The organism is Variovorax ginsengisoli (genome assembly GCF_030811835.1).
Taxonomy (GTDB): Bacteria; Pseudomonadota; Gammaproteobacteria; order Burkholderiales; family Burkholderiaceae_C; genus Variovorax; species Variovorax ginsengisoli_C.
In genome coordinates, this window is record NZ_JAUSRO010000007.1 from 232950 (window position 1) to 244667 (window position 11718).

The following is an 11718-nucleotide window of genomic DNA, read 5'->3' on the forward strand; positions in this document are numbered from 1 at the left end:
GATGGTGCATTCCCGTTCTTTGGCCGCGAGCGCCTCTGCATGAGGCGCTCCGTTTTTTGGAGAGAGACAAACAATGAGTGACCGTCCCTGGCTCGACAGCTATCCCGTGGGTGTGCCCGCCGACATCGACCCTTCGCGCTACGCGTCGCTGGTCGCGCTGATGGAGGAGAGCTTCTCGAGCTACGCCGACCGCACCGCGTACAGTTTCATGGGCCGCGACGTTGGCTATGCCGAGGTCGACACGCTCAGCCGTGCCTTCGCAGCCTACCTGCAGAGCCTCGGGTTGACCAAGGGCGACCGCGTCGCCGTGATGATGCCCAACTGCCCACAGTACCCGATTGCCGTCGCCGGCATCCTGCGCGCCGGGCTGATCCTGGTCAACGTCAACCCGCTCTACACGCCGCGCGAACTCGAGCATCAGCTGCAGGACTGCGGTGCCAAGGTGATCGTGATCATGGAGAACTTCGGCGCCACGCTGCAGCACTGCATCGCGTCGACGCCGCTCAAGCACGTCGTGCTCGCCGCAATGGGCGACCGCCTGGGCCTGTTCAAGGGCACCCTGGTCAACTACGTGGTGCGCAAGCTCAAGAAGCTGGTGCCCGCCTACAGCCTGCCGGGCGCCGTGCGATTCAACGCGGCGCTGGCGCAGGGCGGCGCGGCCACCTTGCAGCCGGTCGCCATCGGACCTGACGACGTGGCGGTGCTGCAGTACACGGGCGGCACCACCGGCGTCTCCAAAGGGGCGGTGCTGCTGCATCGCAACGTGATCGCCAATGTGCTGCAGTCCGAAGCATGGAACGCGCCGGCCATGGCCCGGGTGCCGGCCGGCGAGCAACCGACCAGCGTCTGCGCGCTGCCGCTGTATCACATCTTCGCGTTCACGGTGAACATGATGCTCGGGCTGCGCTCAGGCGGCAAAGTGATTCTGATCCCGAATCCGCGCGATCTCGCCGCCACGCTCAAGGAACTGTCCAGGCACACCTTCCACAGTTTCCCGGCCGTGAACACGCTGTTCAACGGGCTGGCGAACCATCCCGATTTCGGCACGGTCGACTGGAAGCACCTCCAGGTCTCGCTGGGCGGTGGCATGGCCGTGCAGGCTGCCGTGGCCAAGCTTTGGCTGGAGAAGACCGGTTGCCCGATCTGCGAAGGCTACGGCCTGTCGGAGACTTCGCCGTCGGTGTCGTGCAACCCGATCGACAGCAAGGCCTATACCGGCACCATCGGCCTGCCGCTGCCGAGCACGTCCATCAAGCTGATCGACGACGAAGGCCGCGACACTCCCCCTGGGCAGGCGGGTGAAATCGTCATCAAGGGACCTCAGGTCATGGCGGGTTACTGGCAGCGGCCCGACGAGACGGCCAAGGTCATGACGGCCGATGGCTGGTTCAAGTCGGGCGACGTCGGCATCGTCGATGAGCGCGGCTACTTCAAGATCGTCGACCGGAAGAAGGACATGATCCTGGTCTCGGGCTTCAACGTCTATCCCAACGAGATCGAGGACGTGGTCGCGATGATGCCGGGCGTGCTCGAATGCGCAGCGGTCGGCGTGCCCGACGACAAGACCGGCGAGGCCGTCAAGCTGGTGATCGTGAAGAAGGACCCGTCGCTCACCGAGGAACAGGTGCGCGAGTTCTGCCGCGAGAACCTCACGGGCTACAAGCGTCCGCGCATCATCGATTTCCGCACCGACATGCCCAAGACGCCGGTGGGCAAGATCCTGCGGCGCGAGTTGCGCGACGCGAAGAAGTAGAAACTGCGATGCGCGCCGCAGGCCCGATCGCCATCGTCTCGGCGATGCACGAGGAACTGTCGGCCGTGCTGGCCTTGCTGCCCGACGAGCACCGGGTCATGGTCGCCGGCCGGGCGTTCTGGCGGGGCCATCTGCACGGCCATGAGGTCGTTGCCGTCCTCTCGCGCATCGGCAAGGTCGCGGCGGCCACGACCGCGGCCGTATTGGCCGAGCGTTTTGCCGTGGGCCGGGTCGTCTTCACCGGCGTGGCGGGCGGGCTGGGGCCGGGCGTGGAGGTCGGCCACGTGGTCGTGGCCCGCGAATTCCTGCAGCACGACATGGACGCCGCACCGATTTTCCCGCGTCACGAGGTGCCGCTCTACGGCATGAGCCGGTTCGCGGCCGATCCTGGGCTGGCAGCTGCGCTTTGCAGGGCGGCGGGAGAGGCGCTGCCCCAGGCGCGCGTGCATCAGGGTTTGCTGGTCAGCGGCGATCGTTTTGTGTCCACCACGGCCGAGGCGCGTGCACTGCAGGCCGAACTGCCCGATGCGCTCGCGGTGGAAATGGAAGGCGCCGCCTTCGCCCAGGTATGCCATGACTTCGGCATTCCCTTCGCCGCCGTGCGCACCATCTCCGATCGGGCAGACGACGCCGCGCACGGTGATTTCCTGCAGTTCGTCCACGCCGTGGCGAGCCCGTCATCGGCCGCCATCGTCAACGCCCTGCTGCGCGATCTGCCAAAGCAATAAACCCGTCGTTCGACAGCGTCCCAGTCCAGAGATACCGCGGAACCGGCTTCGCCGGGCCGCCGGTATCGCCCCCGGAAGGGGGAAGGCGAAGCGACACGAAGTGCGCGTAGCCTGGGGGAGAGTCACGGATACCGCGGAACCGGCTTCGCCGGGCCGCCGGTATCGCCCCCGGAAGGGGGAAGGCGAAGCGACACGAAGTGCGCGCAGCCTGGGGGAGAGCCTACTTCAACCAGCCGCGGCGACGGAAGTAAAGCATGGGCCCGACCGCACTCGCCACCATCAGCGCGATCGCACAGATGTAGCCGTACTTCCATTCCAGCTCGGGCATGAACTTGAAGTTCATGCCATAGACGCTGGCGATCAGCGTCGGCGGCAACAGGGCCACGCTGGCCACCGAGAAGATCTTGATGGTCTTGTTCTGGTTGATGTTGATGAAACCGACGGTTGCATCCATCAGGAAGTTGATCTTGTCGAACAGGAAGGCCGTGTGGTTGTCCAGCGATTCGATGTCGCGCAGGATCTGGCGCGCCTCTTCGAACTGGTCGGCGTTGAGCATGCGGCTGCGCATCATGAAGCTGACGGCGCGGCGCGTGTCCATCACGTTGCGGCGGATGCGTCCGTTCAAGTCTTCCTGGCGCGCGATGGCGCCCAGCACCTCGCCGGCCAGCTCGTCGCTGACGTTGCCTTCAAGCACTTTCTTGCCGGCGATCTCCAGCTCGTCGTAGATGTTCTCCAGCGTGTCGGCCGAGTACTCTGCGTCGGCGTCGAACAGCTTGAGCAGCACTTCCTTGGCGTCCTCGATCAGCCCCGGAGCGCGGCGCGCACGCATGCGCAGCAGGCGGAACACGGGCACGTCCTCGTCGTGGATCGAGAACAGCACGCCGCGGCTGCGCAGTTCGCTGTTGTGCTGGTTCAGGATGAAGGCAACGCGCACCGAGCGCGGGTCCTCGTCGTCATCGATCAAGAAGTCGCTGCGAATGTGCAGTTCGCCGTTGTCTTCTTCGTAGAAACGCGCCGATTCCTCGATGTCTTCGTCCATCGCGTCTTCGGGGATGGACAGACCGTAATACTGCTTGATCCAGCGTTTTTCCTCGACCGTGGGCGATTCGAGGTCGACCCAGATGGGCTGGAACTGCGAAAGCTCTTCGAGGGCCTCGATTTCTTCCTGAACGAGGCGCCCGTTGGCGAGCGTGAAGATGTTGAGCATGGGCTCACTCCCTGAGATGACAGATGGCGGCGGTGGGGCGGGGGATGGGTTGCGCTTTCAAATCCCTCGCCAGCGGCATCAGGCAGCAGGAGTTGAAAGCTGCAGAGACGGGCAGTTTTCCAAGCGAAATCTCCGGGTTGCAGCGATGCCCGATTATGGCACTGCACCATGTCCGTTTCCCCTCGCACCATGGATGGACATACAGTACAGTTGCTGTCGATGTCCACCCTTGCTGCCCCTGCTGCGAACGGTCAGGCCGAGCGCCTGGCCGCAGCGTTGGCCACGCTCAACGACCAACAGCGCGCCGCCGTGGAGCACGGCGTCGGCTTGCTCGCTGACGACCACCGGCCGCTGCTGGTGATCGCAGGCGCAGGCTCCGGCAAGACCGCCACGCTGGCGCACCGCGTGGCGCACCTGATTGCCCAGGGCGCCGATCCGCAGCGTCTCCTGCTGCTGACATTTTCCCGGCGTGCTGCGCAGGAGATGTCGCGTCGTGCGGGCCACGTGCTGGCCCGCGTGCTCGGGTTGAAGTCAGGCTCCCCGCCCGAGCTTCCGTGGGCGGGCACCTTTCACGGGATCGGCGCGAGGCTGTTGCGCCAGTACGCCACGCAGATCGGGCTGCAGGAGAACTTCACCATCCATGACCGCGGCGATGCCGAAGACCTCATGGGACTGGTGCGCCATCAGCTCGGCCTGTCTTCCAGCAACCGGCGTTTTCCGCAGAAAGGGACGTGCCTGTCGATCTATTCGCGGGTCGTGAACACGCGCGCCAGCCTGGCCGAGGTGGTGGGCGAGGCCTTTCCCTGGTGCGGCGAATGGGAGCCTGAACTCAAGCGCCTCTTTGGCGCCTATGTGGATGCCAAACAGCAGCAACAGGTGCTCGACTACGACGATCTGCTGCTCTACTGGGCCGAAATGGTGGCGGACCCTGTGCTGGGGAGGGCGGTCGGCGAGCGTTTCGACCATGTGCTGGTCGACGAGTACCAGGACACGAACCGTCTGCAGTCGGCGATCCTGCTGGCGCTCAAGCCAGACGGCCGTGGGCTGGCGGTGGTCGGTGACGATGCACAGTCGATTTACTCGTTTCGGGGTGCAACGGTGCGCAACATCCTCGATTTTCCGGGCCAGTTCGCGCAAGCCACGCCAGCAGGCCCCGTGCCGGTCAGCGCGCGTGTGGTCACGCTGGAACGCAACTACCGTTCGACCCCACCCATCCTCGATGTGTCCAATGCGGTGATCGCCGCGTCGGCCGAGCGTCATGCAAAGACGCTCTGGACCGACAGGCCCTCGGCTGGGCGGCCGCAACTGGTGCTGGTCCCGGACGAGGCGCATCAGGCCTGCTGGGTGGCCGACCGGGTGCTGGCCCACCGGGAGGGAGGGTTGGCGTTGAAATCGCAGGCGGTGCTGTTTCGCACGTCGACGCACAGCGCGCCGCTGGAACTCGAACTCGCGCGCCGCAACATTCCGTTCGTGAAATATGGCGGCCTGAAGTTTCTTGAGGCGTCCCATGTGAAGGACATGCTGGCGGTGCTTCGTTTTGCCCAGAATCCGCGGGGGCGCATGGCAGGTTTCCGTGTGACTCAGTTGATTCCCGGCATCGGGCCGGCCACGGCCACCCGCCTGCTCGATGCCATGGACCAGGCCGCCGATCCCCAGGCTGCGGTCCGTGACTTCGTGCCGCCCGCGACGGCCCAGGTCGAGTGGGCGCGTTTCGCGCAGAGCTACGAGGCGCTGCGCCAGCCGGCGCTGGCCTGGCCGGCCGACATGGACCTCGTCTTGCGCTGGTATCTGCCTCACCTGGAGCGGCTGCACGATGACGCGGACCTGCGCCGCGGCGACGTCGAGCAGTTGGCCCGCCTGGCCGCAGGCTACGGTTCCCGCGAGCGTTTTCTCACCGAGCTGACGCTCGATCCGCCCGAGGCCACCAGCGACCGTCCGGGCCCGCCGCTGCTCGACGAGGATTACCTGATTCTCTCCACGATCCACTCCGCCAAGGGGCAGGAGTGGACGTCCGTGCATGTGCTCAATGTGGTCGATGGCTGTCTGCCGGCCGACGTGGCGCACGGCGCCCATGCGCTGGAGGAGGAGCGCCGGTTGCTTTATGTCGCCATGACGCGTGCGCGGGACCATCTGCATCTCCTGGTGCCGCAGCGGTTCTATGTCACCCAGCAGGCTGCGCGCGGCGATCGCCACCTCTATGCCGGACGCACGCGCTTCATTCCCGCGTCGGATGTCCATCGCTTCGAACAGGTGACGTGGCCGCCCCCGCCGCCGCGTGCGCCTGCCGTGCCACCGCCAGCGGCCACCATCGACTTGCTCAGCCGCATGCGGGCGAGCTGGAAATAAGCGTCTGCGTTTGGCCCGTTTGGCCCTTTTTCAAAAGGGGTTGTGCGCCCAAAAAAACTGCGATGGCATGTGACGCCGCAAGCGCGGCACTGCATGCTCCTGCTGCTATCAATTCGAGAGTCGGCAGGACGAATGGGGGATGTGGGTTCACATCCTTACACGCGGGGGATTGCATTGATGTGACGGCTTGGGCATAGTGGCTTGAACGACACGCCCAACGCCTCCTGTCTTCCTCTTCCCCCGCGCCCTCCTTCTCTTCGCTTTACCTCTTCTATCCGCCCACACTGTTTTCCGTCGGCCGTCGTGCCATTCCGGTACTTCGGTCATTTCCCAACCGTCAATTCCTGGAGGTCATTTATGAATCTGACGATCAGTGGTCATCATCTCGACGTGTCTCCCGCACTGCGCAGCTACGTGACGAGCAAGTTGGACCGAATCACCCGCCATTTCGACCAGGTGGTCGATGTGAAGGTGATCCTCACGGTGGAAAAGCAGAAGGAGAAGGAGCGCCGGCAACGTGCCGAGTGCAACATTCATGTCAAGGGAAGCGACATGTTTGCCGAGTCGAGCCACGCTGATCTCTACGCCGCCGTCGATGATCTCGTCGACAAGCTGGATCGGCAGGTCGTGCGCCACAAAGACCGTCTGCAGGATCACCATCACTCGGCGCCCAAGCGCCTGATGTAGCAGATCCAGCTCCATCGGGGCAACTCCTCTTGCGGGCCACCTTCGGGTGGCCCTTCGCTTTTTTCAGCAAGGGTGCATAATCGCTCCCGCTCTGCACCCACCATGAACCGCCTCGCGTCCATCCTGCCACCCGCTCAAGTGCTTGTGAGCGTTGACGTCACTAGCAAGAAGCGTGCTTTCGAAGAAGCCGGCCTGCTGTTCGAAAACCTCCACGGGCTCAGCCGCGCGCTCATCACCGACAGCCTGTTCGCGCGCGAGCGCCTGGGTTCCACCGGTCTGGGCCATGGCGTGGGCATTCCGCACGGCCGGATCAAAGGGCTGAAGTCGCCGATGGCGGCGGTGTTTCAGCTGGCGAATTCGATCGGCTTCGACGCGCCCGACGAGCAACCTGTGGTGCTCCTGATCTTCCTGCTCGTGCCTGAGGCTGCCACGCAGAAGCATCTGGAGATCCTCTCGGAAATCGCCGAACTGCTCAGCGATGCCAGCCTGCGCGAGCAGATCAAGTCGAGCACCGACGCCACGGCGCTGCATGCGCTGCTCGCCGGCTGGCAGTCCGCGCAGATCGCTTGATGCAGCCCACGCGTGCCCGCTTCGTGGGGCAGCAGCGTCCGCACTTGTTCAAGCGCGCCTCTGGGGCCCCGGCCGCCCACCAATTCCGCGCTGCGCGCGGCATGAAACAGCGTCACGCCTGAAGATCAGCCCATGAAACCTACCGTCATCAGCGCCGATGCGATGTTCGAGGAATTCCGCGGCTCGCTGCGCTGGGAATGGTTGGCGGGCCTGGGTGCTTCGGAGCGTCAGTTCGACCCTGAAGTCATCCGCGGCGCGCAGTCCGCAGCGGACCTGGTCGGTTACCTGAATTACATCCACCCCTACCGCGTGCAGATCCTCGGCGCGCGCGAGGTCGCCTACCTGACGCGTGGTACCCCGGAAGACTGCGCGCGGCGCATCGCGCGCATCGTGACACTCGAGCCGCCCATGCTGGTGCTGGCCGACGGCCAAGCGGCCCCCGACGAACTGCTGGCCATCTGCGAGCGTGCCCAACTGCCGCTGTTCGCCACGCGCGATTCGTCGGCCTTCGTGATCGACCTGCTGCGCGCCTATCTGTCCAAGCATTTCGCCGAGCGCACGTCCATGCACGGCGTTTTCATGGACATCCTGGGACTGGGCGTGATGATCACCGGCGAATCAGGGCTGGGCAAGAGCGAGCTGGGCCTGGAGCTGATCTCGCGTGGCAACGGCCTGGTGGCCGACGATGCGGTCGACCTGTTTCGCATCAACCAGAACACCATCGAGGGCAAGTGCCCCGAACTGCTGCAGAACCTGCTGGAGGTGCGCGGCATCGGCCTGCTCGACATCCGCGCGATCTTCGGGGAGACGGCGGTGCGCCGCAAGATGCGCCTGAAGCTGATCGTGCACCTGGTACGGCGCGACAGTTTCGAGCGCGACTACGAGCGCATGCCCGCCGCACCGCTCACGCAGGACGTGCTGGGCATTCCGGTGCGCAAGGTCATCATCCAGGTGGTGGCAGGGCGCAACATCGCCGTGCTGGTCGAGGCCGCCGTGCGCAACTCGATCCTGCAACTGCGCGGCATCGACACCTATGCCGACTTCGTCGCGCGCCACCACAAGGCGATGGAAAACGCGGCGAAGGAGTTTTGAGGACTCCGGCCCGCGCTTCAAGGCTGGCGCTGGAACCTCAGCGCTTGGTGGCGCAGCTGCCGCAGAGTCCGTACAGCGACATGGCGTGGTCCTGCAGGATCCAGCCCTTGTCCTTGGCGATCATCTGCTGGCGGCGTTCGATTTCGGCGTCGTAGAACTCTTCCACCCGGCCGCAAGAAGTGCAGATGAGGTGGTCGTGGTGCGTGCCTTCGTTGAGCTCGTACACCGCCTTGCCGCTCTCGAAATGGCTGCGTTCGAGGATGCCCGCCTGCTCGAATTGTGTGAGCACACGGTACACCGTGGCCAGGCCGATGTCGGAGTGTTCGTTGAGCAGGACGCGGAAGACGTCCTCGGCCGTCATGTGCCGCTGGGTGCCGGTCTGGAAGATCTCGAGGATCTTCAGTCGGGGCAACGTGGCCTTCAGGCCGGTGCTCTTGAGTTCGTCGATATTGGCCATGGTAATTCCTGCGCCAGCCTCGGGATCAGCCCCGCAGGGGCCAGCCGCTACAATGGGTTGATCATATCGCTACCCTTCTTGCCCATGCTTGCCAATTCCCGAAGCCGTTTGTGGTTGCTGGCGGCTGCCAGCGCCGCCATCCTGGGCCTGACCGCCTGCGGGAGCGTGACTGAACGCTCGCGCGATGCGCTGGCCGCCGTGACGCCTTACAAGGTCGAAGTGGTGCAAGGCAATTTCGTCTCCAGCGAGCAGGTCGAAGCGCTCAAGCCCGGCATGTCGCGCCAGCAGGTGCGCGAGATCCTTGGCACGTCGCTGCTGACCGACGTGTTCCACAACGACCGCTGGGACTACGTGTTCACCATCCGGCGCCAGGGCGTGGAGCCACAGCAGCGGCGCCTGACCTTGTTCTTCAAGGGCGAATTGCTCGAACGCTTCGAAGGCGACAAGATGCCCAGCGAGCAGGACTTCGTGGCCACGCTGGACACGCGCAAGCGGCTGGGCAAGGTGCCGCAGCTCGAAGCCTCGGAAGACCAGCTCAAGAAATTCACGCCAGGCAAGACGGCGCAGCCGGCCGGCCCGGATGCCAACGCGCCCCTGCCCGCCAGCTACCCACCGCTCGAATCCAAACGTTGACGGGTACCGCCGGCATGCCGGCGGCCATGCTGTGCTCGCACTTTGCGCCCTCGGCGATCTCGCGCCCAGGGCAAACAGACCGACCCTCCCAAAAGGCTGAACCCGCGTGACTGACGTTTCCTCTTCCTCCTCCCACCCTTCTTCCCCGCGCCGTGTGGCCATTGCGGGTGCTTCCGGCCGGATGGGTCGCATGCTGATTGAAGCCGTGCAGCAGGCTGACGACTGCGTGCTCGCGGGTGCGCTCGACCGGGCCGAGGCCGACTCCATCGGGAGCGACGCAGCCGCCTTTCTGGGGACGGCCAGTGGGGTGCGCATCGCCAGCGACCTGCGCGTGGGCTTGCAGAACGCGCAGGTGTTGATCGACTTCACGCGGCCCGAAGGTACGCTGGCCCATCTGGTGGTTTGCCGCGAACTGGGTGTGCAGGCGGTCATCGGCACCACCGGGTTCACCGACGCACAGAAGGCCCAGATCGCCGAGATCGCGCGCGACATCGCCATCGTCATGGCGCCCAACATGAGCGTGGGCGTGAACGTCACCTTCAAGCTGCTGGAAATGGCGGCCCAGGCGCTGTCGAACGGCTACGACATCGAGATCATCGAGGCGCACCACCGTCACAAGATCGACGCGCCCTCGGGCACGGCGCTCAAGATGGGCGAGGTCATTGCCGACGCGCTGGGGCGCGATCTGAAGGCGTGCGCGGTCTATTCGCGTGAAGGCATCACCGGCGAGCGCGACCCGTCGACCATCGGCTTCTCGTCCATTCGCGGCGGCGACATCGTGGGCGACCACACGGTGCTCTTCGCCGGTACGGGCGAACGCATCGAGATCACGCACAAGTCGGCCAGCCGCACGACCTACGCGCAGGGCAGCCTGCGTGCGGCGCGATTCCTCGGGACGCAGCGCGCGGGCCTGTTCGACATGTTCGACGTGCTGGGCCTGCGCTGACCCGGCTGCTGCCATGAGCGTCCTGGCCCTCCTCATGCACGGTGACGGCGTGAGCCGTAGCGTGGCGGCCCTGCTGCTGCTCATGTCGGTGGCGAGCTGGGTGGTGATCCTGTGGAAGGCCTGGTTGCTGCGCGGTGGCACGCGCGACGTGCTGCGCAGCATCGCCGCGTTCTGGCAGTCGCCCTCGCTCGCGGCGGCCGAGCAGAAGCTGGCGGCGTTCGATCGCGTGCAACTGGTCAGCCCGGCGGTCGCCGCGCTGCAACGCATGGCCACCGACACGGCGAACACCACGCTCGGCACCTCCGGCGACCGTTCCCAGCGCCTGACGCGCGCGCTGCGCGACGCCCTGCACGGGGCGCTGCGACGCCTCCAGGGTGGGCAGATCCTGCTGGCGACCGTCGGCGCCACGGCCCCCTTCGTCGGGCTCCTGGGCACCGTCTGGGGCATTCACCAGGCGCTGGCGGGCATCGCCGGACAGGCCGGTGGCTTCACCATCGACCGGGTGGCCGGGCCCGTGGGCGAGGCGCTGGTCATGACCGCCTTCGGCCTGGCCGTGGCGATTCCGGCTGTGCTGGCCTACAACGTCTTCGGCCGCGCCATCGGCCGCATCGAGGCGGAGCTCGAAGGTTTTGCGCACGATCTGCTCGGCCTGTTCGGCGAGCCACAAGCCGCCGCGCCACTGCCGCCAGCGCGACCGATGCCGGTCGCGGCGACGCCGCTGCAGACCTGAGGAAAAGGCGCGCATGGCCTTCGGTCGCACCTCGCTCGGCGTGCCCGCTTCCGGCGGCGGACGCGCGACCGGCGCAGGCGGGCAGCGGCCGCTGTCCGACATCAACGTGACCCCGCTGGTCGACGTGATGCTGGTGCTGCTGGTGATCTTCATCATCACCGCGCCATTGATGGCGAGTTCGATCCGCCTCGACCTGCCGCAGACCGACGCCGGCCGCCCGCTGGCTACACCGAAATTCGTCAGCCTGGTGGTCGACGCGGCAGGCAAGGTGTTCCTCGACGACCAGCCTGTCGACAATGCAGAGCTGGCGCTTCGCCTTGCGCAGACCGCAGCGAGCAACCGGGAAACCGAAGTCCAGCTGCGCGCAGACCGGACCGTGCCCTACGGTCAGGTGGTGGCGCTGATGGGCATTGCGAACAAGGCGGGATTGACCCGAATCGGGTTCGTGACCGAGGCGGAACTGGCGCCTCCGCCCACGTCGCGCTGAACCCTTTCGTGAAGTACCGCGGAACCGGCTCTGCCGGTCCGCTGGTACTGCCCCCTGAAAGGGGGAAGGCGAAGCGACACGA

12 protein-coding genes are annotated in these 11718 nt (G+C 65.7%); 10 read left to right on the forward strand and 2 right to left on the reverse strand.

Annotation, left to right across the window (positions count from 1 at the left end; all coding sequences use genetic code 11):
- Positions 1 to 73 precede the first annotated feature (73 nt).
- Positions 74 to 1753: a long-chain-fatty-acid--CoA ligase gene (locus tag J2W36_RS13065; RefSeq protein WP_307690164.1), complete on the forward strand. Its 1680-nt coding sequence runs from the start codon at positions 74 to 76 to the stop codon at positions 1751 to 1753.
- An 8-nt stretch (positions 1754 to 1761) separates the two neighbouring features.
- On the forward strand, positions 1762 to 2481 hold the full coding sequence (locus J2W36_RS13070) for a 5'-methylthioadenosine/adenosylhomocysteine nucleosidase (RefSeq protein ID WP_307690165.1): 720 nt from the start codon (positions 1762 to 1764) through the stop codon (positions 2479 to 2481).
- Positions 2482 to 2701: 220 nt separating this feature from the next.
- Here J2W36_RS13070 and corA read toward each other — a convergent pair whose 3' ends face one another.
- The gene (corA, locus tag J2W36_RS13075; RefSeq protein WP_307690166.1) at positions 2702 to 3688 is read right to left on the reverse strand and encodes a magnesium/cobalt transporter CorA; all 987 of its coding nucleotides are present in this window, start codon (positions 3686 to 3688) and stop codon (positions 2702 to 2704) included.
- A 219-nt stretch (positions 3689 to 3907) separates the two neighbouring features.
- Between corA and J2W36_RS13080 the strand changes: the two genes are divergently transcribed.
- From J2W36_RS13080 to hprK, 4 genes are all read left to right on the forward strand, one after another.
- On the forward strand, positions 3908 to 6034 hold the full coding sequence (locus J2W36_RS13080; RefSeq protein WP_307690167.1) for an ATP-dependent helicase: 2127 nt from the start codon (positions 3908 to 3910) through the stop codon (positions 6032 to 6034).
- A 357-nt stretch (positions 6035 to 6391) separates the two neighbouring features.
- Positions 6392 to 6721: a ribosome hibernation-promoting factor, HPF/YfiA family gene (gene hpf / locus J2W36_RS13085; RefSeq protein ID WP_307690168.1), complete on the forward strand. Its 330-nt coding sequence runs from the start codon at positions 6392 to 6394 to the stop codon at positions 6719 to 6721.
- Positions 6722 to 6823: 102 nt separating this feature from the next.
- Positions 6824 to 7291, forward strand: coding sequence for a PTS sugar transporter subunit IIA (locus tag J2W36_RS13090; protein WP_307690169.1), 468 nt, complete (start codon positions 6824 to 6826; stop codon positions 7289 to 7291).
- 132 nt (positions 7292 to 7423) lie between these two features.
- Positions 7424 to 8383, forward strand: coding sequence for an HPr(Ser) kinase/phosphatase (hprK, locus tag J2W36_RS13095; RefSeq protein WP_307690170.1), 960 nt, complete (start codon positions 7424 to 7426; stop codon positions 8381 to 8383).
- 37 nt (positions 8384 to 8420) lie between these two features.
- Here the strand turns inward: hprK and fur are convergent, their stop codons facing one another.
- Positions 8421 to 8840, reverse strand: coding sequence for a ferric iron uptake transcriptional regulator (fur, locus tag J2W36_RS13100; protein ID WP_307690171.1), 420 nt, complete (start codon positions 8838 to 8840; stop codon positions 8421 to 8423).
- A gap of 84 nt (positions 8841 to 8924) precedes the next feature.
- Here fur and J2W36_RS13105 point away from each other — a divergent pair, with 84 nt between their 5' ends.
- From J2W36_RS13105 to J2W36_RS13120, 4 genes are all read left to right on the forward strand, one after another.
- Positions 8925 to 9473 (forward strand): outer membrane protein assembly factor BamE, encoded by a 549-nt coding sequence (locus J2W36_RS13105; protein WP_307690172.1) that lies wholly within the window; start codon positions 8925 to 8927, stop codon positions 9471 to 9473.
- Between the two features lie 154 nt (positions 9474 to 9627).
- Positions 9628 to 10419 (forward strand): 4-hydroxy-tetrahydrodipicolinate reductase, encoded by a 792-nt coding sequence (gene dapB, locus J2W36_RS13110; protein WP_307690258.1) that lies wholly within the window; start codon positions 9628 to 9630, stop codon positions 10417 to 10419.
- Between the two features lie 13 nt (positions 10420 to 10432).
- Positions 10433 to 11149: a MotA/TolQ/ExbB proton channel family protein gene (locus J2W36_RS13115; protein ID WP_307690173.1), complete on the forward strand. Its 717-nt coding sequence runs from the start codon at positions 10433 to 10435 to the stop codon at positions 11147 to 11149.
- Between the two features lie 13 nt (positions 11150 to 11162).
- The gene (locus tag J2W36_RS13120) at positions 11163 to 11636 is read left to right on the forward strand and encodes an ExbD/TolR family protein (RefSeq protein ID WP_307690174.1); all 474 of its coding nucleotides are present in this window, start codon (positions 11163 to 11165) and stop codon (positions 11634 to 11636) included.
- Positions 11637 to 11718 lie beyond the last annotated feature (82 nt).

Bases quoted from the DNA above. Each gene is read 5' to 3' on its own strand.
- J2W36_RS13065 (WP_307690164.1), top strand. From the start codon at position 74: ATGAGTGACCGTCCCTGGCTCGACAGCTATCCCGTGGGTGTGCCCGCC.
- J2W36_RS13070 (WP_307690165.1), top strand. From the start codon at position 1,762: ATGCGCGCCGCAGGCCCGATCGCCATCGTCTCGGCGATGCACGAGGAA.
- corA (WP_307690166.1), bottom strand. From the start codon at position 3,688: ATGCTCAACATCTTCACGCTCGCCAACGGGCGCCTCGTTCAGGAAGAA.
- J2W36_RS13080 (WP_307690167.1), top strand. From the start codon at position 3,908: ATGTCCACCCTTGCTGCCCCTGCTGCGAACGGTCAGGCCGAGCGCCTG.
- hpf (WP_307690168.1), top strand. From the start codon at position 6,392: ATGAATCTGACGATCAGTGGTCATCATCTCGACGTGTCTCCCGCACTG.
- J2W36_RS13090 (WP_307690169.1), top strand. From the start codon at position 6,824: ATGAACCGCCTCGCGTCCATCCTGCCACCCGCTCAAGTGCTTGTGAGC.
- hprK (WP_307690170.1), top strand. From the start codon at position 7,424: ATGAAACCTACCGTCATCAGCGCCGATGCGATGTTCGAGGAATTCCGC.
- fur (WP_307690171.1), bottom strand. From the start codon at position 8,840: ATGGCCAATATCGACGAACTCAAGAGCACCGGCCTGAAGGCCACGTTG.
- J2W36_RS13105 (WP_307690172.1), top strand. From the start codon at position 8,925: ATGCTTGCCAATTCCCGAAGCCGTTTGTGGTTGCTGGCGGCTGCCAGC.
- J2W36_RS13115 (WP_307690173.1), top strand. From the start codon at position 10,433: ATGAGCGTCCTGGCCCTCCTCATGCACGGTGACGGCGTGAGCCGTAGC.
- J2W36_RS13120 (WP_307690174.1), top strand. From the start codon at position 11,163: ATGGCCTTCGGTCGCACCTCGCTCGGCGTGCCCGCTTCCGGCGGCGGA.